This window comes from Streptomyces sp. NPDC058092 (assembly GCF_042884935.1).
Taxonomy (GTDB): Bacteria; Actinomycetota; Actinomycetes; order Streptomycetales; family Streptomycetaceae; genus Streptomyces.
On record NZ_JBHVSY010000017.1, the window covers coordinates 124,954 to 151,877 of the forward strand.

Annotated in this window: 19 protein-coding genes; 12 read left to right on the plus strand and 7 right to left on the minus strand. The window is 70.8% G+C overall.

Features of this window, described 5'->3' with window-relative positions; all coding sequences use genetic code 11:
• The first annotated feature begins 48 nt into the window (after positions 1 to 48).
• Positions 49 to 1,581, plus strand: coding sequence for a right-handed parallel beta-helix repeat-containing protein (locus tag ACFVV1_RS26305; protein WP_389993675.1), 1,533 nt, complete (start codon positions 49 to 51; stop codon positions 1,579 to 1,581).
• Between the two features lie 38 nt (positions 1,582 to 1,619).
• On the opposite strand, the gene ACFVV1_RS26310 is transcribed toward ACFVV1_RS26305, so the two are convergent.
• A complete protein-coding gene (locus tag ACFVV1_RS26310; RefSeq protein ID WP_389993678.1) occupies positions 1,620 to 2,393 on the minus strand; it encodes an SDR family NAD(P)-dependent oxidoreductase in 774 nt (257 codons plus the stop codon).
• 69 nt (positions 2,394 to 2,462) lie between these two features.
• Positions 2,463 to 3,137 (minus strand): MOSC domain-containing protein, encoded by a 675-nt coding sequence (locus ACFVV1_RS26315; RefSeq protein ID WP_389993818.1) that lies wholly within the window; start codon positions 3,135 to 3,137, stop codon positions 2,463 to 2,465.
• A 135-nt stretch (positions 3,138 to 3,272) separates the two neighbouring features.
• Between ACFVV1_RS26315 and ACFVV1_RS26320 the strand changes: the two genes are divergently transcribed.
• Entirely contained in the window at positions 3,273 to 4,163 is an 891-nt protein-coding gene (locus ACFVV1_RS26320; protein ID WP_389993681.1) for a LysR family transcriptional regulator, read from the plus strand.
• 85 nt (positions 4,164 to 4,248) lie between these two features.
• Here ACFVV1_RS26320 and ACFVV1_RS26325 read toward each other — a convergent pair whose 3' ends face one another.
• Entirely contained in the window at positions 4,249 to 4,584 is a 336-nt protein-coding gene (locus ACFVV1_RS26325) for a WhiB family transcriptional regulator (RefSeq protein WP_266748016.1), read from the minus strand.
• 411 nt (positions 4,585 to 4,995) lie between these two features.
• Here ACFVV1_RS26325 and ACFVV1_RS26330 point away from each other — a divergent pair, with 411 nt between their 5' ends.
• From ACFVV1_RS26330 to ACFVV1_RS26345, 4 genes are all read left to right on the plus strand, one after another.
• The gene (locus ACFVV1_RS26330; protein WP_003948568.1) at positions 4,996 to 5,607 is read left to right on the plus strand and encodes a response regulator transcription factor; all 612 of its coding nucleotides are present in this window, start codon (positions 4,996 to 4,998) and stop codon (positions 5,605 to 5,607) included.
• A gap of 297 nt (positions 5,608 to 5,904) precedes the next feature.
• Positions 5,905 to 6,480, plus strand: a complete 576-nt coding sequence (locus ACFVV1_RS26335; RefSeq protein WP_093893485.1) for a sigma-70 family RNA polymerase sigma factor — start codon at positions 5,905 to 5,907, stop codon at positions 6,478 to 6,480.
• 218 nt (positions 6,481 to 6,698) lie between these two features.
• Complete coding sequence (gene guaB / locus ACFVV1_RS26340) at positions 6,699 to 8,204, plus strand: IMP dehydrogenase (protein ID WP_389993685.1); 1,506 nt, start codon at positions 6,699 to 6,701, stop codon at positions 8,202 to 8,204.
• A 139-nt stretch (positions 8,205 to 8,343) separates the two neighbouring features.
• Positions 8,344 to 9,468 carry a GuaB3 family IMP dehydrogenase-related protein gene (locus ACFVV1_RS26345; RefSeq protein ID WP_389993688.1) on the plus strand — a complete coding sequence of 375 codons (1,125 nt, stop codon included), beginning with the start codon at positions 8,344 to 8,346 and terminating at the stop codon, positions 9,466 to 9,468.
• A 101-nt stretch (positions 9,469 to 9,569) separates the two neighbouring features.
• On the opposite strand, the gene ACFVV1_RS26350 is transcribed toward ACFVV1_RS26345, so the two are convergent.
• The gene (locus tag ACFVV1_RS26350) at positions 9,570 to 10,160 is read right to left on the minus strand and encodes a hypothetical protein (protein WP_389993691.1); all 591 of its coding nucleotides are present in this window, start codon (positions 10,158 to 10,160) and stop codon (positions 9,570 to 9,572) included.
• 106 nt (positions 10,161 to 10,266) lie between these two features.
• On the minus strand, positions 10,267 to 11,529 hold the full coding sequence (locus tag ACFVV1_RS26355; RefSeq protein ID WP_389993694.1) for a nucleotide sugar dehydrogenase: 1,263 nt from the start codon (positions 11,527 to 11,529) through the stop codon (positions 10,267 to 10,269).
• Between the two features lie 302 nt (positions 11,530 to 11,831).
• Between ACFVV1_RS26355 and ACFVV1_RS26360 the strand changes: the two genes are divergently transcribed.
• Positions 11,832 to 13,538, plus strand: coding sequence for a glycerol-3-phosphate dehydrogenase/oxidase (locus ACFVV1_RS26360; protein ID WP_389993697.1), 1,707 nt, complete (start codon positions 11,832 to 11,834; stop codon positions 13,536 to 13,538).
• On the opposite strand, the gene ACFVV1_RS26365 is transcribed toward ACFVV1_RS26360, so the two are convergent.
• Entirely contained in the window at positions 13,535 to 14,614 is a 1,080-nt protein-coding gene (locus ACFVV1_RS26365; RefSeq protein ID WP_389993699.1) for a serine hydrolase domain-containing protein, read from the minus strand. The two genes, ACFVV1_RS26360 and ACFVV1_RS26365, sit on opposite strands and share 4 nt — an antisense overlap.
• Before the next feature lie 120 nt (positions 14,615 to 14,734).
• Between ACFVV1_RS26365 and ACFVV1_RS26370 the strand changes: the two genes are divergently transcribed.
• From ACFVV1_RS26370 to ACFVV1_RS26390, 5 genes are all read left to right on the plus strand, one after another.
• Positions 14,735 to 16,720 (plus strand): serine/threonine-protein kinase, encoded by a 1,986-nt coding sequence (locus tag ACFVV1_RS26370; protein WP_389993701.1) that lies wholly within the window; start codon positions 14,735 to 14,737, stop codon positions 16,718 to 16,720.
• Between the two features lie 183 nt (positions 16,721 to 16,903).
• Entirely contained in the window at positions 16,904 to 19,663 is a 2,760-nt protein-coding gene (locus tag ACFVV1_RS26375; RefSeq protein WP_389993703.1) for a serine/threonine protein kinase, read from the plus strand.
• A gap of 131 nt (positions 19,664 to 19,794) precedes the next feature.
• A complete protein-coding gene (locus tag ACFVV1_RS26380) occupies positions 19,795 to 21,513 on the plus strand; it encodes a serine/threonine-protein kinase (RefSeq protein ID WP_389993706.1) in 1,719 nt (572 codons plus the stop codon).
• Positions 21,514 to 21,691: 178 nt separating this feature from the next.
• Positions 21,692 to 23,320 (plus strand): succinic semialdehyde dehydrogenase, encoded by a 1,629-nt coding sequence (locus tag ACFVV1_RS26385; protein WP_389993709.1) that lies wholly within the window; start codon positions 21,692 to 21,694, stop codon positions 23,318 to 23,320.
• Between the two features lie 78 nt (positions 23,321 to 23,398).
• The gene (locus ACFVV1_RS26390) at positions 23,399 to 25,228 is read left to right on the plus strand and encodes a GMC oxidoreductase (RefSeq protein ID WP_389993712.1); all 1,830 of its coding nucleotides are present in this window, start codon (positions 23,399 to 23,401) and stop codon (positions 25,226 to 25,228) included.
• Positions 25,229 to 25,344: 116 nt separating this feature from the next.
• Here the strand turns inward: ACFVV1_RS26390 and ACFVV1_RS26395 are convergent, their stop codons facing one another.
• Positions 25,345 to 26,373 carry an LAETG motif-containing sortase-dependent surface protein gene (locus ACFVV1_RS26395; RefSeq protein WP_389993715.1) on the minus strand — a complete coding sequence of 343 codons (1,029 nt, stop codon included), beginning with the start codon at positions 26,371 to 26,373 and terminating at the stop codon, positions 25,345 to 25,347.
• Positions 26,374 to 26,924 lie beyond the last annotated feature (551 nt).

A 26,924-nucleotide genomic window follows, 5' to 3' on the forward strand; every position in this document is an offset into this window, starting at 1 on the left:
CCGGCGATGCCGACTCGTCCCGTCCCTGACTGTTCGTACGGAGGAATTGTGAGACATCGCGTTACCGCTGCGACGCTCGCGGCCCTGACGGCCGCCGCCGGCCTGACCGCAACCGGCCAGAGCGCCGCGCAGGCCGCGGCACCCGCCGGCCGTGTCTTCCATGTCGACTGCGCGGCCGACCCGGCCGGCGCCACCGGCAGCAGGCGGCACCCCTGGACCACGCTCGCCGAGGCCAACGCACACACCTACGGCCCCGGTGACCGGCTTCTCTTCAAGCGCGGCGCCACCTGCACCGGCACCCTCGCCCCCACGGGCACCGGCTCCGCCGACGCCCCGTTCACCATCGCCGACTACGGCACCGCCCCGGCCCGCGCCAGGCTCGACGGCGCGGGCGCCCACGACGTCGTTCTGCTCTCCAACACGCAGTACGTGCACCTCAAGGCCCTGGAGATCACCAACGCGGACAACCCCGGCAGCGAGCGCAACGGCGTCCGCCTCCGTCTCACCGACTACGGCGTCGCCCGCGGCTTCGACATATCCGGCCTCTACATCCACGATGTGCGCGGCGGCGACTACAAGACGGTGTCCGGCTCCAGCGCGATCCACATCGCGGTCGAGGGCAAGGCGAAGGCCAGCTGGTACGACGGTCTGGATATCGGGCACAACCGCATCGAGGACGTCGACCGCGAGGGCATCTACTTCAAGTCGACCTTCTCCAAGCGCGATCTGGTCGGCCAGCAGCAGGACCCGAACGTCTACCCGGGGGAGTGGACGCCCAGCACCGGCGTCCGTATCCACCACAACACGCTGAAGTCCCTGGCCGGCGACGGCATGAAGCTCGACACCACCAGCGGCGCCCGCGTCGACCACAACCGGGTCGACGGCTTCCAGCTCCGCTCGCCCTCCGCCAACGCGGGCATCTGGACCTTCAACACCGACGACACGACCGTCGAGTACAACGAGGTCTCGGGTGGTGGCAACACCCACGACGGGATGTCCTTCGACGCCGACGGCGCCTCGCAGAACACGGTCTTCCAGTACAACTACAGCCACGACAACAAGGGCGGCTTCCTGCTGATCTGCCCGTACAGCGGCGCCAAGACCATCGGCACGGTCGCCCGCTACAACGTCAGCCGCAACGACGGCGCCCGCCTGATCCAGAACTGCTGGGGCCCGATCCTCGACACGGAGATCTACAACAACACCTTCCACAACAAGGAGCAGATCCCCGGCCATCTCGTCCAGGACGACGCCGGCAGCCCCGCCACCACCCAGCACGAACTGTCCATCCGGAACAACGTCTTCGTGAGCGAGGGCACCGGCGGCTACGCCTTCAAGAACCCGACGCCCGGGCTCTCCTTCGACCACAACGCCTTCTACGGCATCGAGATGACCCGCCCCGACCCCGGTGGCATCACGGCCGACCCGAAGCTCCGCACGGACTTCAGGCTCGGCGCGGGCTCGCCCGCCCTCGCCGCCGGAGCCGTCATCGAGAACAACGGCGGCAGGGACTACTTCGGCAACAAGCTGACGCCCGGCGCCCCCAACATCGGCGCCTACGCGGGCCGCGGAGTGCGCTGACCGCGCACCCGGCAGCCGCGCACCCGCTGACCGATCGCTCATTGAGGACCGTACTTGCGGCCTGTCTTGGAGGTGACCCCTCCTAGCAGGCCGCGCGGCGTCACCTTCACGAGCCCCATCAGCGCCTTGTACCGCGGATCCGGGATGGAGAGGGACTTGCCGCGTGCCAGGTCCGCCAGGGCCGTCGCCACCAGCTTGTCCGCGTCGAGCCACATCCAGCCCGGAATGCTGCCGGTCCCCATTCCGGCCCGCTGGTGGAACTCCGTCCGTACGAAACCGGGGCACAGCGCCATCAGCCGCACCCCCGAACCGGCCAGGTCCTTCGCCGCGCCCTGGGTGAACTGCACGACCCACGCCTTGGACGCGCCGTACGTCCCGCGCGGCACGAACGCCGCCACCGAGGCCACGTTGACGACCCCGCCCCGCCCGCGCTCGCGCATCCCGGCCGCGGCCGCCGAGGTCAGCCGCAGCACCGCCTCGCAGTGCACCTTCAGCATGTTCAGCTCATCGGCCATGGGCACATCCAGGTAGCTGCCCTTGTTGCCGAACCCGGCGTTGTTGACCAGTAGATCGACCGGCTGGTGACGGTCCGTCAACCGCTCCTCGACCGCGGCGATCCCCTTGTCCTCCGACAGATCGGCCGTCAGTACCTCGGCTTCGATGCCGTGCCGGTCATGCAGTTCGGTCGCCTGCTCGCGCAGCCGCTCGGTGTCCCGGGCCACCAGCACCAGGTTGTGCCCGTCGGCCGCCAGCCGCCGCGCGAAGGCGGCTCCGATGCCCGCGGTCGCGCCCGTAATCAGTGCAGTCGTCATACGCGGCACGTTAGTGCCTGTCCGCCGACCCCGACCGGACAGGAGCCGTCGCCCCGCGGACCACCGCGATCAGTCGCGCGCGGCCTCCTTCTCCATGTACTTCAGCGCGGCACGCAGCGACTCGGGATGCAGCGCGTCGCCCGCCGCGAGCAGCTTCGGGAGCAGCTCCCTTCGCGTCGTCGACGCCTGGAAGTCCAGCCGCACGGTGACGTCGTGGCCGGGCCGGTGCACGATCTCGACCGGGTCCCCGGAGCGGATCTCACCCGGCTCGATCACCCGCAGGTACGCACCCGGGGCGGCAGCCTGCGTGAACCGCCTGACCCAGCCCTTCTCGTCGAGATGACCGGCGAACGTACGGCACGGAATCCGGCTCGACGTGACCTCCAGCACCAGATCGGGGCCGATCCGCCAGCGCTCGCCGATCCTCGCGCCGTTCACGTCGAGACCCGCGGTCGTCAGGTTCTCGCCGAACGCGCCATTGGCCAGCGGGCGGCCGAGCACCCGCTCCCAGCCGTCGAGGTCCTCGCGGGCGAAGGCGTACACGGCCTGGTCGGAGCCGCCGTGATGGCGCAGATCGCACACCGCGTCCCCGGCCAGGCCACTGCCCCCGGTGCCCTTGGGGCCGGGATCGGCGACGCGTACGGGGCCGTCGACCGGCTGCTTGCCGATCCCGGTCACGCCGCCGGCGGCGTCTGTGTACTCGACGACCTTCGGTCGCCCCGCGTTCACGGTCAACAGCTTCAACAGCTTCATCGGCTTCATCGGCTTCATCGGCTTCATCGGCTTCATCGGCTTCATACGGAGAACGCTAACCATTCCATCCCCAAAGGTGCATGCCGATAATTCGCACCCAACCCAAGAGCGGCTTATGGTTGGAGGGTGATCGAAGCCCGTCATCTCCGTGTCCTGCGCGCCGTCGCCGCCACCGGCTCGTTCTCCGCCGCGGCCCGCGAACTGGGCTGCACCCAGCCCGCGGTCAGTCAGCAGATGAAGGCTCTGGAGGCCTCCGCGGGGACCACGCTGCTGATCCGCACGGGACGCGAGATGCGGCTCACCCAGGCGGGCGAGGCGCTCGTCCGCCATGCCTCCGGCATCCTCGCCGGACTCACCGCCGCCGAGGAGGAGGTCGCCGCGATCGCCGGGCTGCGGGCCGGCCGCGTCCGGCTCGTCTCGTTCCCCAGCGGCAGCTCCACCCTGGTCCCCGGCGCCCTCGCGGCACTGCGCGCGGCCCACCCCGGCACCCGGGTCTCCCTGGTCGAGGCCGAGCCGCCGCGCTCGGTCGAGATGCTGCGCGAGGGCGACTGCGACATCGCGCTGGCGTTCCGCTACGGCACCTCCGGCACCGAGTGGGACGACCTGGTCGTACGCCCGCTGCTCACCGACCGGCTGATCGGTCTGGTCCCCGAGGGGCACCGGCTGGCCGGTTCGGACGCCGTCGCCGTCGCCGAGCTGGCCGAGGAGTCGTGGATCGCGGGCTGCCCGCGCTGCCGTCGCCAGCTGGTGGAGGTCTGCGAGGAGTCCGGCTTCACGCCCCGGATCGACTTCGCCACCGACGACTACCCGGCGGTCGTCGGCCTGGTCGGCGCCGGACTGGGCGTGGCCGTACTGCCGGAGCTGGCGATCGAGTCGGTACGCCCCAAGCGGGCCCGTACTGTCGCGGTGGAACCGGCCATCGAACGCGAGATCGTCGCCCTCACCCTGCCCGACCTGGCCCAGGTGCCGGCGGTGGCGGCCACCCTGGACCAGCTGTCCCTGGCGGCCGCCCGCTGAACGGGGCCTGCCTGTAACCCGGCCTCCTTCGGTGGCCGGGTGAAGCGCAAAAACGTTTTTCTATTGGTGTGCGGGCGGGGCAGTTTCAGCCGTGCCCCGACGGGGACGGAACGCCCGACGGCGCCGCTGCCGCGATCAGGCGATTACGGGCCCGTCCCATGAGCTCCTCGCGCTCGTCCTCGGTCAGTCCGCCCCACACTCCGTAGGGCTCTCGTACGGCCAGCGCGTGTGCTGCACACTCGGCGCGCACCGGGCATCGCATACAGACCTCTTTTGCCGAGTTCTCGCGGGCGCTCCGAGCCGCCCCGCGTTCACCCTCCGGGTGGAAGAACAGCGAGCTGTCGACCCCGCGGCAGGCCGCCAGCAGTTGCCAGTCCCACAGATCGGCGTTGGGTCCGGGAAGGCGGGAGAAATCTGCCATTGCTTGTCCCCTCAAACCATGCTGAGTCGGAATCGTCGTTGTCATCCATTTTTGACCGTGCTCATGACATTACATCTACGGTGTAAGTAGATGTAAATATGACTGATTGCGAATCTAGCCACAGACACCAGCAAAAGGGAAGAAAACCCGCTAAATGGGGCATAGCTTCATATGAAGTTTCCGTTGACGGTTGGATGAACCGTGCCGCTCTCCTCCGTGTGCGGGTCCTCACGTAGGGTGCCGAACCCGGCCGTCCGACCCGTAACTCTTTCGAGTGACCGTCGTTGAGAGGGCGGAGGCGGTTGACAGAAAAAGCGATCGGGCAGATGTCCGAGAGCGTCAACCGCTCAGGTGACGACTTGTAACAGCCTGGAGGCTCAAGGTGACGCGCATCAGCTGCGGAGGACGGTCATGACATCCGTCCTCGTCTGCGACGACTCCCCGCTTGCCCGAGAAGCGCTCCGTCGCGCGGTCGCGACCGTGCCCGGCGTCGAGCGTGTGACGACGGCGGCCAACGGCGAGGAAGTCCTCCGCCGCTGGGGCGCCGACCGTTCGGATCTGATTCTGATGGACGTACGCATGCCCGGTCTGGGAGGTGTGGAGACGGTCCGGCGGCTGCTCTCCGCCGACCCCGGCGCCAGGATCATCATGCTGACCGTCGCCGAGGACCTGGACGGCGTCGCGCTCGCGGTCGCCGCCGGTGCCCGCGGCTATCTGCACAAGGACGCCTCCCGCGCGGAGTTGCGGGCCACCGTGACCCAGGCGCTGGCCGATCCGACGTGGCGGCTCGCCCCGCGCAGACTGCGGTCGGCCGAGATGGGCGCGGCGCCGACGCTCACCGCGCGGGAGATCCAGGTGCTCGAAGGAATGAGCCACGGCCGCTCGAACGCCGAGATCGGCCGTGAACTGTTCCTCTCCGAGGACACGGTGAAGACGCACGCCAGGCGTCTGTTCAAGAAACTCGGCGCCTCGGACCGGGCGCACGCCGTGGCGCTCGGCTTCCGCTGGGGCCTGGTCCGCTGAGGGCAGGTCATGGCCGGCAGTCGATCGATTCCCCGTCCGCACAACGGCGGACGGGGAGATGTGACCGAGGTGCGCGGCGTGGGCTCCACCCCGCCGGTGGCGCCTTCCGCGCCCACGGCATGTGACGCTTCCCGGCCGATGCCGCATCCTTGAGTCGTGGAGTTCCTCGGGGACGATTCGGTCGAGCGGAAGGGGAGGGCGCAGGACATGACTTCCGGCGCACCCGCTCATAACGCTTCGGTGTACAACTACGGACGCGGCGGAGCAGAAGATGAGGCTCCGAGGCACCATGGTCCGATGCGCGACGACGAGACGACGGTGATCGGTGCATTGGTGCACCGTGCTGTCGAGGGAGATGCGCAGGCCACTCATGATCTGCTGGCGCATGTCCACCCCCTCGCGCTGCGCTACTGCAGGTCCCGGCTGAACCGGCTGCCCGGTGATGCCCGCCACTTCGTGGAGGACCTGGCGCAGGAGGTCTGTGTCGCGGTACTGATGGCGCTGCCGCGCTACAAGGACACCGGCAGACCCTTCGAAGCCTTCGTCTTCGCCATCGCGGGCCACAAGGTCGCCGATCTCCAGCGCGCCGCCATGCGGCACCCGGGATCGACGGCCGTGCCCTCCGACGAGATGCCCGAGCGGCCGGACGATTCGCTCGGGCCCGAGGAGCGTGCGCTGCTCAGCAGCGACGCCGCCTGGGCCAAGAAACTTCTCGCCAACCTCCCGGACAACCAGCGTGAGCTGCTGGTTCTGCGGGTCGCGGTCGGCCTGACCGCGGAGGAGACCGGACAGATGCTGGGCATGTCGCCGGGCGCGGTCCGGGTCGCCCAGCACCGGGCGCTGAGCAGGCTGCGGGCCCTCGCGGAACAGTGAGCAGGGCCTTTCCGGATCCGTACGAGCCGCCTGTGCGGGGCTGTGCGAGTCGCCCGTCCGGGTCCGTACGAGCCGCCTGTCCGGGGCTGTGCGAGCCGGCTGCCCCGGTCCGTACGAAGCTACAGAACCTCTGGTTGATCTTGCTCGTGGAATGAGACACCCCCGGAGGCCGTTAGCATGGACATCCGCACCGATCAAGGCCATTTGGGGAAGGTGTCATGACTGCAAACGTCGACGGAGTGCCCGAGAAATTCGCGACGCTCGGGCTGACATACGACGACGTGCTGCTGCTGCCCGGCGCGTCGGACATGGCGCCCGATCAGATCGACACCTCCTCGTACATCTCCAAGAACGTGCGGGTGAACATCCCGCTGCTCTCCGCCGCGATGGACAAGGTCACCGAGGCCCGCATGGCGATCGCCATGGCGCGGCAGGGTGGCGCCGGTGTGCTGCACCGCAACCTCTCCATCGCCGACCAGGCCAACCAGGTCGACCTGGTGAAGCGCTCCGAGTCCGGCATGGTCACCGACCCGATCACGGTGCACCCGGACGCGACGCTGCGCGACGCCGACGAGCTGTGTGCCAAGTTCCGCATCAGCGGTGTCCCGGTCACCGACGCCGCGGGCAAGCTGCTCGGCATCGTCACCAACCGTGACATGGCCTTCGAGCCGGACCGTACGCGCCAGGTGCGCGAGGTCATGACGCCGATGCCGCTGGTCACCGGCAAGGTCGGCACCTCCGGCGTGGACGCCATGGAGCTGCTGCGCCGCCACAAGATCGAGAAGCTTCCGCTGGTCGACGACGCGGGGGTCCTCAAGGGCCTCATCACCGTCAAGGACTTCGTCAAGGCCGAGAAGTACCCGAACGCCGCGAAGGACAAGGAAGGCCGGCTGCTGGTCGGCGCGGCCGTCGGTGTCGCGGGCGACGCCTTCGAGCGGGCCCAGGCACTGATCGAGGCGGGTGCCGACTTCATCGTCGTCGACACCGCCCACGGCCACTCCCGGCTGGTCGGTGACATGGTCGCCAAGATCAAGTCGAACGCCTCCGGTGTCGATGTCATCGGCGGCAACATCGCCACCCGTGACGGCGCCCAGTCGCTGATCGACGCGGGCGTCGACGGCATCAAGGTCGGCGTGGGCCCCGGCTCCATCTGCACCACCCGCGTCGTCGCCGGCATCGGCGTCCCGCAGGTCACCGCGATCTACGAGGCCTCGCTCGCCGCCAAGGAGGCCGGTGTTCCGGTCATCGGCGACGGCGGCCTGCAGTACTCCGGCGACATCGCCAAGGCCCTGGTGGCCGGCGCGGACACCGTGATGCTCGGCTCGCTGCTCGCGGGCTGCGAGGAGTCCCCGGGCGAGCTGCTCTTCATCAACGGCAAGCAGTTCAAGTCGTACCGCGGCATGGGTTCGCTCGCCGCGATGCAGACCCGTGGCGACCGCAAGTCGTTCTCCAAGGACCGCTACTTCCAGGAGGGCGTCGCCTCCGACGAGAAGCTGGTCCCCGAGGGCATCGAGGGCCAGGTCCCCTACCGCGGCCCGCTTTCCGCGGTCGTGCACCAGCTCGTCGGCGGACTGCGCCAGTCGATGTTCTACGTCGGCGGCCGCACCGTCCCGGAGCTCCAGGCCAACGGCCGGTTCGTCCGGATCACCTCGGCGGGCCTCAAGGAGAGCCACCCGCACGACATCCAGATGACGGTCGAAGCGCCGAACTACAGCAGGAAGTAACGCATCAGCGCAGCCGAGGGGCGGCCCGGGGGTTCCAGGACACTGTTGACCAACAGTGTCGGGGGTTCCCGGGACCGCCCCTCAGCCGTGTGTCGGGGATACTGGACAGCGCAGACGTAGAGGGAAAGGCCACACCATCGTGACTGAGATCGAGATCGGGCGCGGCAAGCGCGGCCGCCGGGCGTACGCATTCGACGACATCGCCATCGTTCCGAGCCGCCGTACCCGCGACCCGAAGGAGGTCTCGATCGCCTGGCAGATCGACGCCTACCGTTTCGAGCTGCCGTTCCTGGCGGCCCCCATGGACTCCGTGGTCTCCCCGCAGACCGCGATCCGCATCGGTGAGCTGGGCGGCCTCGGTGTCCTCAACCTCGAGGGCCTGTGGACCCGGCACGCCGACCCGCAGCCGCTGCTCGACGAGATCGCCGAGATGCCCGTCGAGTCGGCGACCCGCCGTCTTCAGGAGATCTACTCCGCGCCGATCCAGGAGGAGCTGATCGGGCAGCGCATCAAGGAGGTGCGCGACTCCGGTGTCGTCACCGCCGCCGCGCTCTCCCCGCAGCGCACCGCGCAGTTCTCCAAGGCCGTCGTCGACGCGGGCGTGGACATCTTCGTCATCCGCGGTACGACGGTCTCCGCCGAGCACGTCTCGGGTGCGGCCGAGCCGCTCAACCTCAAGCAGTTCATCTACGAGCTGGACGTCCCGGTGATCGTCGGCGGCTGCGCCACGTACACCGCCGCCCTGCACCTCATGCGTACCGGCGCGGCCGGTGTCCTCGTCGGCTTCGGCGGCGGCGCCGCGCACACCACGCGCAACGTCTTCGGCATCCAGGTCCCGATGGCGACCGCGGTCGCCGATGTGGCCGGGGCCCGCCGCGACTACATGGACGAGTCCGGTGGCCGGTACGTGCACGTGATCGCGGACGGCGGCGTCGGCTGGTCCGGCGACCTGCCCAAGGCCATCGCCTGCGGCGCGGACGCCGTGATGATGGGCTCCCCGCTGGCCCGTGCGACGGATGCGCCGGGCCGCGGCCGCCACTGGGGCATGGAGGCCGTCCACGAGGACGTGCCGCGCGGCAAGCTGGTGGATCTGGGCTCCGTCGGCACGACCGAGGAGGTCCTCACCGGTCCTTCGCACACCCCTGACGGCTCGATGAACATCTTCGGTGCGCTGCGCCGCGCGATGGCGACGACGGGGTACAGCGACCTCAAGGAGTTCCAGCGCGTCGAGGTGACGGTGGCGGACTCCCAGCACCGCCGCTGAGCGACAGCGGGGCTGTGACATTACGGGAGGGCCCGGACCGCGCGTGTGTGGTCCGGGCCCTCCCGTATGTCGCGGGCGAGGCCGCGATCAGTCGGCCGCGATCAGTCGGACGCCTTGCGGGCGGCCGAGAAGGCGACCACTCCGGCGATCACGATGAAGACGAAGGTCAGCGCGTCGGCGTCTTCCTTCCACACCTTGTTCAGGTCGCTGAAGTGGTCGAAGAAGATCTCGCTGACCGAGAGCGGGAGCTGCTTGCTGATGAAGATGGCCTCGCCGAGCAGCTGGCCGAAGTAGACACCGATCAGCGCGAGGACGGCGCTGATGGCCGGCAGGGCGGGGTTGCGGCCGCCGACCTTGCCCGCGGCGAAGCCGACGATGGCGCCGACACCCACGGCCGCGTAGCTGATCTCGTGCTTGGTGGCGCCGAGGATCCCGCCGTAGATGCCCGCGGCGACGAGGGTCGCGACGACGGCGGCGGCCAGGCCGAGGCCGATGTTGTTGCGGGCGGGGGCCGGCGGGGCGAACGGCGCGCCGCCGAACGGGACGCCGGGCTGGCCGGGCTGCTGGCCCGCGAACGGGTTGCCGGTCGGGACGTCGGGCCGGCCCGGCTGCTGGCCCGCGAACGGGTTGCCGCCGCCGGGGTGTGCGTCGTACGGCTGCTGTGGCTGGTTCGGTGGCACGGGCTGGCTCATTGGTGGGATCCCCCTGGGACGGAAGCGCACGACTGTGCGAGAAGTGACGCCGCAGGCTAGCAGTCACCTACGACATCACCCACCGAAATCCACGGGGAATCCCCTCTCACAACCGGTGTGCGGCCCCCGCCGGGGTCGCGCCCCGGGTGTCCAGGAGCAGTTGGGCCTTCACGGCGAGGCCCTGGAGGTCGTACGTGCGGTGGTGCTGGAGCAGCACCGTGAGGTCCGCGCTCGATGCCGCCTCGTACAGCGAGTCGGCGCGCGGGACAGGGCGTTCACGGACCCGCCAGTCCAGGACGTGCGGGTCGTGGTAGCCGATCTGGGCGCCCATGTCCATCAGCCGGGCCGCGATCTCCCGGGCGGGGGAGGCCTCCTGGTCGGCGAGGTCCGGCTTGTAGGTGACCCCGAGGAGCAGCACCCGGGCGCCGCGTACCGACTTGCCGTGCTCGTTCAGGAGGGTGGCGCAGCGCTGGATCACGTACTGCGGCATCCGGTCGTTGATCTCCTGGGCGAGCGAGACCATCCGCAGGGGGTGGCCGGGGGTGCGGCTGTTGTACGGAAGGTAGCCGGGGTCGACGGGGGCGCCGTGGCCGCCGACGCCGGGGCCCGGACGGAACGGCTGGAAGCCGAAGGGCTTGGTCTCGGCGCACCGGATGACGTCCCACAGGTCGACGCCGAGATCGTGGCAGAGCACCGCCATCTCGTTGACCAGGGCGATGTTGACGTGCCGGAAGTTGGTCTCCAGGACCTTGGTCATCTCGGCCTCGCGGGGCCCGCGGGCCCGGACGACCTTGTCGGTGAGCCGGCCGTAGAAGGCGGCGGCGGATTCGGTGCAGGCGGGGGTGAGGCCGCCGATGACCTTGGGGGTGTTGGCGTAGACGTGGGTCCTGTTGCCGGGGTCGAGGCGGCTGGGGGAGTAGGCGAGGTGGAAGTCGCGGCCGGCGCGGAGCCCCGAGCCCTCTTCGAGGAGGGGCAGTACATAGCTCTCGGTGGTGCCGGGCTGTACGGCCGATTCCAGCAGGACGGTGGTGTGCGGGCGCAGCCGGGCGGCGAGCGCGCGGGCCGCGTCGCCGACGGCGGTGAGGTCGAGGGTGCGGTCGGCACCGAGCGGGGTGGGCGCGCAGATCACCGCGGTACGGATCCGGCCCAGTTCGGCCGGGTTGGTGGTGGGCCGGAAACCCCCCGAGAGCATCCGGCGGAGGTCCGAGGCGGTGAGCGATCCCTCGACGGGGGTGCGGCCCGCGGCGAGTTCCGCGTAGGCGCGTGGGTCGGTGTCGTAACCGACGGTCTGGACACCGGCGGCGACGGCGGCTTGGGCGAGGGGCAGGCCGAGGTGGCCGAGTCCGATGACTGCGAGGTCTGCGGGCATGTGGATGGGCCGTCCTTCCCTTGGACCGACCGGCAGATGGAGGGCGCCACCCTCTATTTGCCGGTCGGTGCCAAGACACATGAGAGCGGAAAGCGCAACCGCTGGGGACAGCGCAATGTCAGACTAGGCGTAAATATGACCTATATGTCGCATTGTGCGGCTCCTGTCGACCTGGTGTTGTCCACAGGCGGTGGCCGAAGTCGTGGACGGCGGACAGAATCGAGAGGTGGGCACGGGGCGTCCGACCGCTCGGTCGGGCCGCGCCCTGTGCCGGACCACCCCGATCTACCCGGGAGGCAGCGGTGAGGACAGCGACACTGGGACCTGCGGAGCGCGCCGAGGCGCTCGCCGCGATGGCCGAACGCGAACTGGACGTGCTGGTCGTGGGGGCGGGCGTGGTCGGCGCGGGAACGGCGTTGGACGCGGCGACGAGAGGCCTCTCGACCGGCCTGGTGGAGGCGCGTGACTGGGCCTCGGGCACATCCAGCAGGTCGAGCAAGCTGATCCACGGCGGGCTGCGGTATCTGGAAATGCTCGACTTCACGCTGGTCCGGGAGGCGCTGAAGGAGCGTGGGCTGCTCCTGGAGCGGCTGGCCCCGCATCTGGTGAAGCCCGTGCCGTTCCTCTACCCGCTGCAGCACAAGGGCTGGGAGCGGCTCTACGCCGGATCCGGAGTGGCGCTGTACGACGCGATGTCGGTGTCCTCGGGGCACGGCCGCGGCCTGCCCGTCCACCGGCATCTCTCCCGCCGCCACGCCCTGCGGGTCGCCCCGGCGCTGAGGAAGGACGCCCTGGTCGGGGCGTTGCAGTACTACGACGCGCAGATGGACGACGCCCGCTATGTCGCGACGCTGGTGCGCACCGCCGCCGGATACGGCGCCCGGGTGGCGAACCGGGCGCGGGTGATCGGCTTCCTCCGGGAGGGCGAGCGGGTCGTCGGCGTACGCGTGGAGGACGTCGAGGCGGGCGGTGAGTACGAGGTCAGGGCCAAACAGGTGGTCAACGCGACCGGGGTCTGGACGGACGACACCCAGGCGCTGATCGGGGAGCGCGGGCTGTTCCACGTCCGGGCCTCCAAGGGCATTCACCTGGTCGTCCCGAAGGACCGCATCCACTCCTCGACCGGCCTGATCCTGCGGACCGAGAAGTCCGTCCTCTTCGTCATCCCGTGGGGACGGCACTGGATCGTCGGGACGACGGACACCGACTGGGACCTGGACAAGGCGCACCCGGCGGCGTCCAGCGCCGACATCGACTATCTGCTCGAACACGTCAACTCGGTCCTGGCCACGCCCCTGACCAGGGATGACGTCCAGGGCGTCTACGCGGGGCTGCGGCCGTTGCTGGCCGGTGAGTCGGAGGCGACCAGCAAGCTCTCGCGCGAGCACACGGTGGCGCATCCGCTGCCGGGCCTCGTGGTCGTGGCGGGCGGCAAGTACACGACGTACCGGGTGATGGCGAAGGACGCCGTGGACGAGGCGGTGCACGGTCTCGACCAGCGCGTGGCGGACTGCGTCACCGAGGACATTCCGCTGCTGGGGGCGGAGGGCTACCGGGCGCTGTGGAACGCCCGGGCGAGAATCGCGGCCCGGACGGGGCTCCACGTCGCGCGGGTGGAGCATCTGCTCAACCGCTACGGCTCCATGACCGAGGAACTGCTCGAACTGATCGTCGACGATCCGACGCTGGGTGAGCCACTGCCGTCGGCGGACGACTACCTGAAGGCCGAGATCGTCTACGCCGCTTCGCACGAGGGGGCCCGCCATCTCGACGACGTACTGACCCGCCGCACCCGGATCTCCATAGAGACCTTCGACCGGGGCACACGCAGCGCCAGGATCTGCGCGGAGCTGATGGCGCCGGTGCTCGGCTGGGACGAGGGGCAGATCGACCGGGAGGTCGAGCACTACGAGAAGCGGGTGCAGGCGGAGCGGGAGTCGCAGCGGCAGCCGGACGACCTCACGGCGGACGCGGCACGGCTCGGCGCGCCGGACATCGTGCCGATCTAGGGCCGGGCCGGGCGGCTGCAGAACTCCGCGTCGAGCAGCGCCGGTTCGAGCGTCTCCGCATGGGTCAGGGTGTCCGTGTCGATGCGGTATGTCAGGGTGTGCCGGCCGTCGCGCGTGGCGGCGGTACGGACGTAACTGCCCGCTATGTGGCCGTTGTGGCCCCAGACGGTGATGCCGCAGGAGAGCTTCTGCGGATAGATGCCCAGGCCGTAGACGCCGTGCGTGGCACCGGTGTTCAGGAGGGCCGTCAACTGGGCGGGCGGGAGGAGGCGCCCACCCAGCAGGGCCGCGTAGAAGCGGTTCAGATCGGCGAGCGTGGAGATCAGCTCCCCGGCCGCGCCCGCCGTGCGAGGGTCGAGCTCGGTGACGTCGCGGAGGCTGCCGTCGGCCGGGTCGCGGGTGAAGCCGCGGCCGTGCGGGGAGGGCAGCGCGGTACGGGAGCCGGGCAGGGAGGTACCGGTGAGACGGAGGGGGGTGATGATGCGGTGACGGATCTCGGTGGCGTAGCCGTGTCCGGTGACGCGTCGGATGACGAGTCCGAGTACGACGTAATTGGTGTTGGAGTAGGCGTAGTGGCCGGGGGCATTCGTCGGGCGGTGGGCCAGGGCGACACGAACCGCCGAAGTGGCGGAGACGGGGCGGGCGGAGGTGTCGGCGGTGTAGTCGTAGAGGCCGCTGGTATGGCTCAGCAGGGCGCGCAGGGTGATACGGCGGCCGTCGTTGCCGTTGCCGCGAATCAGACCGGGCAACCGCCGGTCGACGGTGTCCGACAGCTGCAGCCGTCCCTCCCGGGCGAGTTGGAGCACGACGGTGGCGACGAAGGTCTTGGTGACGCTGCCGGCCCGGAACCGGTCCTCCTTGCGAATACCGGGTCCCGTCGAGCGATAGGTGTCGTACGGTGCGGAAGAGGCGTGACGGGCCAGCAGCGCCGCCGTGGGAGCACCGCCCCCGGCGACGAGCCGGGGAAGGTGGGAGGCTGCGGGCGTGAGGTGTGGTTCGCTGGGCAGGGTCGCTGTTCCCAGGCCGAACAGCGCCAGCAGCAGCGGGGCGGCGAGCAGCGCCCTGAGTGTCGGCATGGCAGGGATTCCCTTCCTCCGGGCACATCATGACGGGCCCACGGACCCGGCACCATGACCGGTCCCGGGGTGAGGGACAATGAACGCTCTGCCAGGGCGGGTTGATCGCAGAGGGGACGCATGTCGGAGGCGGAGCAGGCACGGGAGCCCCAACGGGACAAGGACGGACGTCTCCTTGCGGGGCGTTACCGGCTCGGGGAGGTGCTCGGCCGGGGCGGTATGGGCACGGTCTGGCGCGCCGTCGACGAGACGCTGGGCCGCACGGTCGCGGTCAAGGAGCTGCGGTTCCCCTCGGCCATCGACGAGGACGAGAAGCGCCGCCTCATCACGCGCACGCTGCGTGAGGCGAAGGCGATCGCCAGGATTCGCAACAACGGCGCGGTGACGGTCTACGACGTGGTCGACGAGGACGACCGGCCGTGGATCGTGATGGAGCTCATCGAGGGCAAGTCCCTCGCCGAGGCCATCCGCGAGGACGGGGTGCTGACGCCGAAGCGCGCCGCCGAGGTCGGCCTCGCCATCCTCGACGTGCTGCGTTCGGCACACCGCGAGGGCATCCTGCACCGCGATGTGAAGCCGTCCAACGTACTGATCGCCGAGGACGGCCGGGTCGTGCTGACCGACTTCGGCATCGCGCAGGTCGAGGGCGACCCGTCGGTCACCTCGACGGGCATGCTCGTCGGCGCCCCCTCGTACATCTCCCCGGAGCGCGCCCGCGGACACAAGCCGGGGCCGCCCGCCGACCTGTGGTCGCTCGGCGGACTGCTGTACGCCAGCGTCGAGGGCACCCCGCCGTACGACAAGGGGTCGGCCATCGCCACCCTGACCGCGGTGATGACCGAGCCGCTGGACCCGCCGAAGAACGCCGGTCCGCTGGAGGAGGTCATCTACGGCCTGCTCGCCAGGGATTTGGATCAGCGGCTCGACGACGCGGGCGCGCGCGCCCTGCTCAATGACGTGATCCACGCCTCAGAGAAGCCGGACCCGGTGGTGCCCCCGCCTGCCGACGCCACCCAGGTCATGGCACTTCCCGGGGAGCCCGCCAAGCCCACCAAACCCGCCGCCAAGGCGGCGTCGAAGTCCGGGGAGCCGGGGGAGGGCGCGCGGGACCGGCTGCGGGGTGCGCTGCGCTCCGTACGGAACGCGAAGGCGACACCCGCCGCAGCGGTGGGTGCGGCCGCAGCATCGACCACTGCGCCGCCCCCTCCCTCGACCGCTCCCTCGACGGGCCCTTCGAAGCCTTCGACTCCGGCGAAGCCGGCCACGGCCTCCGCCGCCGTACCGCCGCCGCGGCCGGCCACGTCGCCGACCGCACCGTCCCGCGCGTCCATCACGGACGTGGTGCCGCGCCGCACTCTCGCGATCATCGCGGCCGTGATCGTGCTCGCCGTGATCGGCACGGTACTCGCGCTCACGCTCCGCGGGGACGACAAGAACGACGCGAGCGGTAGCAACGGCAAGGACGACAAGTCCACCTCGGCCGGGGCCTCGACGACGACCGGGGGCTCCGCCGACACGGACAGCGGCAGCGGCAGCGACAAGGCCCAGGACCAGGGCAAGGACCAGGGCAAGGGCAAGGGCAAGGGCAAGGACGACAGCGCGGACAAGGGGTCGGACGGTTCGAAGGGCGACAAGCCGGGCGACGCAATGCCCGCCGGATATCGGACGGTCACGAACAAAAGCTTCCACTTCACGATTGCCATGCCCGAGGACTTCCGGTTCGACAAGAATTCGGGCAATAACTCCGGTGCCATTTACAACGCCGGCGGCGGCTTCCCGCGCGTCCAGGTCGACTACACCGACTCGCCCGGCGGCGACGCCGCCGCGGCTTGGAACGCCGCGAAGGGCGCCGTCGCGGCCAGCAGCAACGGCTACCACCACCTCGGCGTGAACAAGGTCCAGTACAACGGCTACCCGACCGTCGCCGACTGGCAGTTCGAGCGCACCCAGCAGGGCCAGCAGGTCCACGTGCTGAACCGGGGCTTCAAGGTCGACGCCACCCACGGCTACGCGATCATGATCAGTTGCAAGGCGAGCGAATGGGACAGCAAGGAGTGCCGGACACTGCGCGAGACCGCGTTCGACACGTTCGAGCCCACCGACTGATCCGTGGGTGAAAAGGGCCGGGATGCGCTGACCCCGACGCGTGGCCGTCACTTGCCACGTATCGTGAGAGCCTGAAGACCGTACGCAGCCGGAACGGCGGGTCAATTGCACGGTAAGTGACCGCAATTGATGGGTTTGTGCGGTCATCGTGACCGGGGGGACAGCGCGCTCTGGGGAGGCGTCGTGGACGACTACGCGGGTCGGGTGCTTGCCGACCGCTACCGCCTTCCGCTGCCGCCGTCCGACGAGTACGAACTGGTCGAGACCCGGGCGTTCGACACCTACAGCGGACAGGAAGTCCTGGTCCGGCAGGTGCCGTTGCCCGAGGTGGTGGATGCCGAGGTGCTCGATGCCGACGGTCCGGCACGGGCGGCCCGGCAGGTCACCGGGCGTGCCGTGCGGCGGTCCACGGATCCGGCGGTGCGGCGCGCCATCGAGGCGGCGCAGGCGGCGGCCCAGGTCCCCGACCATCCCAGGCTCGACCAGGTCTTCGACGTGTTCGCCGAGGCCGGTTCGCTGTGGATCGTGAGCGAACTGGTCATGGCCCGCCCACTCGCGGCCCTGCTGGCGGATCGCCCGCTCGATCCCTTCCGGGCCGCCGAGATCGGCTCCGACGTGCTGACGGCGTTGCGGGTGCTGCATGCCCATGGCTGGACCCACCGGAACATCACCGTCCGCACGGTGCTGATCTGCGACGACGGCCGCGTCGTGCTGACCGGTCTGGCGGCCGGGGCGGCGGAGGAGGCGCTCTGCGGGTACGTACCGACGCCGCAGCCCGACGACGAGGAAGAGATCGGTTTCGGCCGTCCGGCGGCCGAGACGGGTCCGTCCGGGCCGTACGCACCGCCCGTCCCGTCAGTCCCACCCGTCCCTCCGGCCGAGGTGCCGGCCTCGCGCGGCCCGGCGGCGATCGAGACGGGTGGCGCGGCCGGCGGCGATCCGTACGGTGACGACGCGTACGGCGGTGACGACGCGTACAGCGATGGCGGTCCGTACGGCGGTGGCGACGCGCAGACCGGTGTGCCGGGCGAGCTGGAGGGCGTACGGCGGCCGGGGAGCGCCGCACCCGGAACGGGGAGCGCCGCGCAGTCACGAGCCGAGCGCGCCGGAGCCATCGCGGCCTACCGCGCGGGCGCCCTCGCCGCCGCCCGGGCCGGTGAGGAGCGGCGTCGGGCCGGGGCAGGCGACGCGGAGGACGCGGAGGACACCGGATCCCTCCCCGTCCAGCGCCCCGCGGGGCCGTCCGACCCGGACCGCGGCCACCCGCGGCCGACCGGCCCCTGGAGCCGGCCCGCCGAGGACCCGTACGACGACGAGGACGACGAGGACGACGAGGAGGACGAGGAGGACGAGGAGGACGACGGCTACGGAGGCGACGATCAGTCACCTCCCGCCCGGCGGCTGCACCTCACCGGCAGTTGGAGCGACGGGCCCGGATCCGGGCGTCCCGTGCCCGCCGGGGGCTCGGGCGAGGACGCGCTGCGTGCCGATGCCCGCCGTCACGGCAACTCCCCGGCGCTGCCCGCACACCGGCCCGAGCAGCGGCAGGAGCCGACCCGCTGGGACGACCTCGTGGCGAGCGGCAGTGCGGGCCCCGCCTACCGCGGCCCCGTCACCACCCTCGCCGCCGAGCGTGCCCGGCAGGCCCGGATCGCCGTCGTCGGCGCGGTCACCGAGCGCTGGGCGCCCGAGCAGGCCGGCCCCGTCCACGAGAACTGGCAGCTGGCGCCGCCGATCGGCCCCGCCACCGACCTCTGGGCGCTCGGCGCGCTGCTCTACCGCGCCGTCCAGGGCCACGCCCCGTACCCCGAGGAGAACGCGGCCGAGCTCGTCCAGATGGTCTGCGCCGAGCCGCCCGCCTTCGCCGAGGAATGCGGTCCGCTGCGCCCCGTGGTCGAGTCCTTGCTGCGTCAGGACCCCACCGAGCGGCCGGATTTCGAAGAGCTGCGCGGCTGGCTGCGCTCCCTCGTACGGTCGGCGCCCGAGCCCGAGGCCGGTCTGGACGTCGTACCCCTGCCCTCCCTCGACAGCGCCCGGCTCCCCGTCGTACGCCGCCGGGGCGAGCTGGTCCGCAGGCGTCGCGGTCGCCTCGGCCAAGGGGCGTCCCACGGCCGCCACCGCCACACGAAGGAGAAGCCCGACCGGCACGACAGGCCCCGGGCGGAGAAGGCGCCCAGGGCACCGCGCGAGCCCAAGGGCCCCAAGGCGCTGCGCACCCCGCCGCCCCACCCCCAGCAGGGTGAGGGGCGGGCGCCGCGTCGGCTCGGGCGGCTGCTTCTGGTGCTGATCCTGCTGGCCCTGGTCGCCGCCATCGCGTACGCCGTGATGTTCATGCCCAAGGCGGACAGCGGCTCCGGCACCCGCTCCTCGGGCCCGGCGTCGTCGGCGTCCGGTTCACCGGAGCCCGGCGCCGGCGCGTCCGGCGGGCAGTCGCCCTCGCAGCCCCCCGGCGCGCAGCAGCCGCAGACCAGCCGCTCCGCCGTCGCGCTTGCCCCCGGCTACGTCCTGCGCAAGGACCCGGAGGGCTTCGAGATCGGTGTGCTCAAGGGCTGGCAGCGCAGCCCCGCCAACGCGGACCGGCAGATCCGGTACGGCAGCGACGGCTTCAGCCTGCTGATCGTCCCCGGACGCGACACCGTCAAGGCCAACGGCAACGACCCGCTGGCGTACCAGGCCGACAAGGAGCCGGAGTTGCGGCCGTTCCGCGACTCCAGCTGGTCGGGGTCGAGCGGGCTGCGCCGGATCGACGTCGGCCGACAGGCCATGGCCGAGGGGCAGTTCACCTGGCAGGACGCCAGTGGCCGCGAGGTGTACGCCCGCAACCTCGCGATGATTGTCGACGGCCGCTACCACATTCTCCAGGTCATCGGCCCGGAGGATCGGCGCGACAAGGTTTCGGACATCTACGAACAAGCCATCACCTCCTACCGCGTGACGCCCTGAAGCATTCCGGTACGTCACCTCGGCAGTGGGCGGAGCGACAAGCATCACAGTGCGGTCTCTTGGGGGTTGCGAGGTTCCGTGGCCGTGCGTCCCCTCCGTAATCTGGCCTCCGAGGGAACGGGGCGGAATACGTGGATCGATCACAGGGCACGGACGCGGGACTGGTGCTGGCCGGAAGGTACCGGCTCGGTGAAGTCCTCGGGCGCGGCGGCATGGGCAAGGTCTGGCGCGCCCACGACGAGGTGCTGCACCGCACGGTCGCGGTCAAGGAGCTGACCGCCGGGCTGTACGTCGCCGAGGCCGACCGGATCGTGCTGCACGCCCGCACGCAGAAGGAGGCCCGCGCGGCCGCCCGGATCACGCACCCGGGCGTGGTCACCGTCCATGACGTGATCGAGTACGACAACCGGCCCTGGATCGTCATGCAGTACGTCGACGGTCCGTCACTCGCCGACGCGGCCAAGGAGTCCGGCGAGATCGAGCCCCGCGAGGCCGCCAGGATCGGCCTCCACGTGCTGGGCGCCCTGCGTGCCGCACACGGTGCGGGGGTGTTGCACCGGGACGTGAAGCCCGGCAACGTACTCCTGGCCAGGGACGGCCAGGTGCTGCTCACCGACTTCGGGATCGCGGCGATAGAGGGCGACTCGACCATCACCAGGACCGGTGAACTGGTCGGCTCCATCGACTATCTGGCGCCGGAACGGGTACGCGGCGGCGATCCGGGCCCCGCGTCCGACCTGTGGTCCCTCGGTGCCACGCTCTACACCGCGGTCGAGGGACGCTCGCCGTTCCGCCGTACGTCCCCGATCTCCACCATGCAGGCCGTCGTCACCGAGGAGCCGCCGTCGCCGGAGCGGGCGGGTCCGCTGGGTCCCGTGATCACCGCGCTGCTCCGCAAGGAGCCCGAGGACCGGCCGTCGGCGGCCGAGGCGGAACGAATGCTGCTGGAGGCCATGGAGGGCCGCGAGCCCCGGGCCGCGCAGGCGTACGTACCGACGCAGCGCGTCCCCGACGAGGTCCTGCGCACGCTGGGCCCGGACAGCGCGTCGGGAGCGGGTGCGGGTGCGCATTCGGCGGCGGGTGCTTCCGGTGCTCCTGGTACGGCGGGTGCGCCCGGTACGGCCCGGCTTCCGCACCCGGCCGCCGGTTTTGTCGCCGGCCCGGCGTCGTCCCCGGTGACCCGGCGCAGCCGGAGCCGGTGGCGTACGACGGTCCTGGTCATCGCCGCGGCCGCGCTGGTCGGCGGCGGCGCGGGGCTCGCCGCGATGAAGTACGGGGACCGTGCGGACAGTGCCGCCGGGCGCGGCGGCACGGGCACGCACGCGACCGACACCCCCTCGAAGCCCAGCACTTCGCGGGCGCCGAAGCCGGACACCCCGGGGAAGGGCATACCCGACGGCTGGAACCGGGTGAACGACCCCGAGGGCTTCAGCCTGATCGTGCCCGACGGCTGGGTGCGCCGGGCGGACGGCAACCAGATCGACTACACCCCGGACAACGGCGTGCACTACATCCGGATCAGCATCGACCCGGCGCCCGACTTCGAGAACTCGTACATGCACATGCTGAACCTGGAGAAGCAGCTGGCCGAACGGCTTCCCGGCTACCAGCGCGAGACCCTGCACTCCAACACGTACCGCGACCGGGAGGGCTCGCTCTGGGAGTTCACCTGGACCGAGACCAAGGACCACCCGGGCCCGCGCCACGCGATCGACCAGATGTACTACGGGGAGGACGGCGGCCCGGAGTACGCGATGTACATGACGGGTCCGGCATCGGACTGGGACACGACCCGGGAACAGTTCGACACGATGCTGCGCGGCTGGCGGGCGCCCGACAGCTCCGGCTGAGATCCGGCAGCCCGGACCGAGATCCCGCAGCCCGGGGCCCGTCGGGTGTGGGTCCGGCGACCGCAGGGGTCCTGATCAGGGGCTTTGTTGCCAGTGATCACTGGCTTGTTTGTGGGGAGTGTGAAAACCCGTTACTCACGGGTACCCAAAGTGTGCGGCTGGACGTACTCTCGCCCTCATGACGGACTCGCAGGCCTCCACGTCCACACCCGCAGACCCGGTCGGCACCAACCCCGTGGCCGCCGCCCCCGCAGGCGTGCGCACCGCCGCCGATGTGGTGACACCCGAGGTGATCGCCCAGCTGACCCGTGGCATGGCCGGCTCCGGCCGTACGGCCAACCACACCCCGTTCACGGGGGAGAAGCTGGCCGATCTGCCCGAGTCCACCCCCGAGGACGTGGCGGCGGCCTTCGAGCGGGCCCGGGCCGCCCAGCCGGGCTGGGCCGCGACCCCCGTCCGCGCCAGGGCGGCCGTCCTGCTCCGCTTCCACGACCTCGTGCTCAGCCGCCAGGCCGAGGTGCTCGACCTCATCCAGCTGGAGACCGGCAAGGCCCGGCTGCACGCCCACGAGGAAGTGCAGGCCGTCGCCGTCGCGGCCCGGCACTACGGGCGCAAGGCCCCCGCGTACCTGAAGCCGAAGCGGCACACCGGAGTCGTACCGACCCTCACCAAGGTCACCGAGCTGCGTCAGCCGCGCGGTGTCATCGGCCAGATCGCGCCGTGGAACTACCCGTTCGAGCTGTCCGTCGGCGATGCGCTGCCCGCGTTCGTCTCCGGCAACGCCGTCGTGATGAAGCCCGACACGGAGACCGCGCTGACCGCGCTGTGGGCCCGGGACCTGCTGATCGAGGCCGGGCTGCCCGCCGAGGTGTTCCAGGTGGTCCTCGGTGACGGACCGGTCGTCGGCCCCGAGGTCGTCAAGCACGCCGACTACGTCTCGTTCACCGGTTCCACCCGCACCGGCCGCGAGGTCGCGCAGGGCGCGGCGGCCCGGCTCGTCGGGGTCTCGCTGGAGCTCGGCGGGAAGAACGCCATGCTGGTCCTGAAGGACGCCGACGTGGAGAAGGCCGCCGCGGGTGCCGTCCGCGCCTGCTTCTCCTCGGCCGGCCAGCTCTGCATCTCCATCGAGCGGCTGTACGTCCACGAGTCGGTCGCCGACGACTTCGTGGCGCGGTTCGCCGCCCGTACCAAGGCCATGCGGCTCGGCAGCTCCCTCGCGTACGGCGCCGACATGGGTTCGCTCGTCAGTGAACGCCAGCTGGAGACTGTCACGCAGCATGTCGCGGAGGCCGTCGAGAAGGGCGCCACACTCGTCGCGGGCGGCGTCGCCCGCCCGGACATCGGCCCGCTCTTCTACGAGCCGACCATCCTCGACGGCGTCGAGGCGCCGATGGCCGTGTGCAACGAGGAGACCTTCGGCCCGGTCGTCTCCATCTACCGCTTCACCGACGAGGACGCGGCCGTCGCCCTCGCCAACGCCACCCCGTACGGCCTGAATTCGAGCGTCTGGACCAAGGACGCCAAGCGCGGCCACCAGGTCGCCGCCCGGCTCCGGACCGGCACGGTCAACATCAACGAGGGGTACGCCCCCGCGTACGGCAGCGTGCAGTCCCCGATGGGCGGCATGAAGGACTCCGGTCTCGGCCGGCGGCACGGATCCGAGGGCATCCTCAAGTACACGGAGGCGCAGACCGTTGCCCAGCAACGGCTGATTCCGCTCGCCCCGGCGTTCGGCATGGACGACGAGAAGTACGCGGCGTTCATGACCCGCAGCCTGAAGGCGATGAAGGCGTTCCGCCTGCGCTGACCCCCGTAGCAGGGCGTTCCGCCCGCGCTGCCCCGTAACACCGCAGCACGTTCTGCCCTTTTCGTACCGAGGAGAGCCATGTCCCAGGACAGCCCTGCCCAGAATCAGGCCGAACCGGCCGGCGGGACCGACGACGACGCCGCGTACGACTACGACGTCCTGGTCGTCGGCTCGGGCTTCGGCGGCGCGGTGTCGGCCCTGCGGCTGACCGAGAAGGGATACCGGGTCGGGGTCCTGGAGGCGGGCCGCCGCTTCGGCCCCGGCACCCTCCCCAAGAACTCCTGGGACATCAAGAACTACCTGTGGGCCCCCGCGCTCGGCCTCTACGGCATCCAGCGCGTCCACCTGCTCGGCAATGTGATGGTGCTGGCCGGTGCGGGCGTCGGCGGCGGCTCGCTCAACTACGCCAACACGCTGTACGTGCCCCCGGCGCCGTTCTTCGAGGACCGGCAGTGGGCGTCCATCACCGACTGGCAGGACGAGCTGAAGCCGTACTACGACCAGGCGAAGCGGATGCTCGGGGTCCGGCTGAATCCGACGATGACCCCCTCCGACGTCCATCTGAAGGCGGCCGCGCAGACCATGGGCGTCGGCGACACCTTCCGTCTCGCCCCGGTCGGCGTCTTCTTCGGCGACGGCAAGGACGCCGACGGCACGGCCACGGCGAAGCCCGGCGGCACGGTCGCCGACCCGTACTTCGGCGGCGCGGGGCCCGCCCGCAAGGCCTGCACCGAGTGCGGCGAATGCATGACGGGCTGCCGTCACGGCGCGAAGAACACCCTCAACGAGAACTACCTCCACCTCGCCGAGAAGGCCGGGGCGGTCATCCACCCGATGACCTCCGTCGTCGCGATCACGGACCACCCGGAGGGCGGTTACCACGTCACCACCGTCCCCACCGACCGCCGCAGGAAGGCGAAGCCCACGCGGCTGCGGACCCGCAAGGTCGTCGTCGCGGCGGGCACGTACGGAACGCAGACCCTGCTGCACAGCATGAAGGACCGCGGTCTGCTGCCCCGGCTCTCCGACCGGCTCGGTGAGCTGACCCGTACCAACTCCGAGGCGCTCGTCGGCTCGCAGACCAGCGACCGGCGCTACCGCAAGAAGCACGGCACCGCGAAGGCCGACTTCACGCAGGGCGTCGCGATCACCTCCTCGATCCACCCCGACGAGAACACCCACATCGAGCCGGTCCGCTACGGCAAGGGCTCCAACGCGATGGGCGCGATGTCCATCCTCCAGGTGCCCTACGGCGGCCGCCGGGTGCTGGGCTGGCTGGGCAATGTGGCCAAGCATCCGACCCTCGCCCTGCGGTCGCTCTCCAACCGCCGCTGGTCGGAGCGGACCATCATCGGGCTCGTCATGCAGTCGCTGGACAACTCCCTGACGACGTACCGCAAGCCGGGCGGAATCGGCAAGGGCCTGCTCACCGCCCGGCAGGGGCACGGCGCACCCAACCCGACCCAGATCGAGGAGGCGACGCGCAGCGCCTCCCTGCTCGCCGACGAGATCAACGGCTTCGCCGGCTCGAACATCGGCGAGCTGATGGGCACCCCGCTCACCGCGCACTTCCTCGGCGGCTGCCCCATAGGCGCGAGCGCCGAGGAAGGGGTGCTCGACCCGTACCACCGGCTCTACGGACACCCCGGCATCTCCGTGGTCGACGGCTCCGCGGTCTCCGCGAACCTCGGCGTCAATCCATCGCTCACCATCACCGCACAGGCCGAGCGCGCGATGTCCTTCTGGCCCAACAAGGGCGAGGCGGACTCGCGCCCCGTGCAGGGTGAGGGGTACGAACGGCTGGCCGCGGTCGAGCCGCAGGCACCGGCCGTACCGAAGGAGGCGTTCGGCGCGCTGAAGCTGCCGTTCCTCGGGCTGCCGACGGTCCCGCCGAAGAAGAATCCGTAGAAGCAGTCGGAGTAGTCGGAGCAGCGGTAGCAGGGGCCCGCGGCGGACCGGGACAGCAGAAGGGGCTGCACCCCCCTCCGAGTGCAGCCCCTCCGTGCTTACGGTGACGAAACGCCTTACGCGGCCGCGTCACCGTTCCTGCGGCGCCGCACGATGAACATCGCGCCCGCGCCGAGCACGATGGCCGCGCCGCCCGCGGTGGCGAACACCGGCACCGCGGAGGACGAACCGGTCTCCGCGAGGGAGCCGGAGACCTTGGCCGTCGGGTTGTCGGCCGGCTTCGTGGACGGGACCGGAGCGGTGCCGCCGGTCTGCGGCGTCGAGCCGCTCTCGCCGGAGTTCACGATCTTGAACTTGTACGCGACGTCGCTGAAGCCCAAGCAGTCCTTGTCGCCCACGTACAGACCGGCGCCGAGGGTGAAGCCGGCGCCGACGGGGGCGGTCGACTTCACGTTGATGCGCAGCGGGATGTCGACCTCGTAACCCGGACGGATGTCGTCGGACTGGCCGACGTAGCCGACCGCGCGGCCGTCCTCGTTGAGGTCCTCCCACTTGTTCGTGTCCTGGTCCAGGGCCTGGAGGCTGACGTGCTTCGACTTGAAGAGGTCGTTGCCGTCCTTGTCGGAAGAGGCGCCCGCGAAGTAGTCGATCTCCTTCACGACGGACTTCGAGGAGTTGTAGACGTTCATCTTGAACTGGTGCCAGCCGCTGCCCCGGGCGATCTTGCCGGGCAGGCCGTTGATGGAGATGTCCAGGTCGGACTTGGAGCACTCCGCCGGCTCCTCCGGGTCCTCGGACTCCGACGGGGGCGCGGCCGAGGAGGACGCGGACGGGGAGGCGGATGCGCGCGCAGAGTCGCTCGGGCTTGCGGCGACCTCGTTCGGGGCGGTGCTCCCGGTCGGCTCGGCCGTCTCGCCCGGGCCGGGCTTGCCGGACTCCTCGGCGGGAGCGGTGGTGGACTCACTGGCGGAGGGGCTCGCCTCGGCCTCCGTGGACTCGGAGTCGCTCGGCGAGGGCGAGGCGGTGGTCTCGACGGCAGCGGTCCCGTCCGTCGTCTCGGCGAACGCGGCCGGGGCGGCCAGGACCGCGGCGGGAGCGATGACTGCCGTGGCGGCGGCGAGCGCCATGGTGCGGCGAAGCTTCATGATGACCTCAGAAGTCCGGCGTACCGCTTTGAGCAGTACGGATAAGGGACTGGCCCGGCGTGGCGGGGGAACACGAGCGGGGCCGGTGGTTCCGCATGATTGACCCGTGGTCCGCCGCAATGGTTGTCCGCTTGTTCACAGAACCTTTATGTGACGCCGCTCACGTGCCCCTCCGCGCCCGACCCGTGGTCGCCGGGAACCTGGACACGGCACATGAGCAAGGGCCCCGCGGACCGGAAGTGGTCCAGGGGGCCCTGCTGGATGAACACCCGGACGCGGCTTCGGCGCCGAGCTGGACGGGCTGCTCCCCGAGCAAACCGTTCCGACCGGATACGGTCGGCTCCGGGCGTCCCCGGAGCCGACCGTTTCTTGGAGTGACCGGGCTGCTGTCCCCTGCCGACCGGTCACGCACGCTGGGGCGCGGTCCCACGGCGTACCTGCAGTACGCCACACGCTCCAGCGGAGCCACGCGTGGTTTCTTCCAAAGCCGCCCCTGGCTGGCACGGACACCGGGACCAACGAAGCCGCGACGGACCCGGTCACGCGCCGTA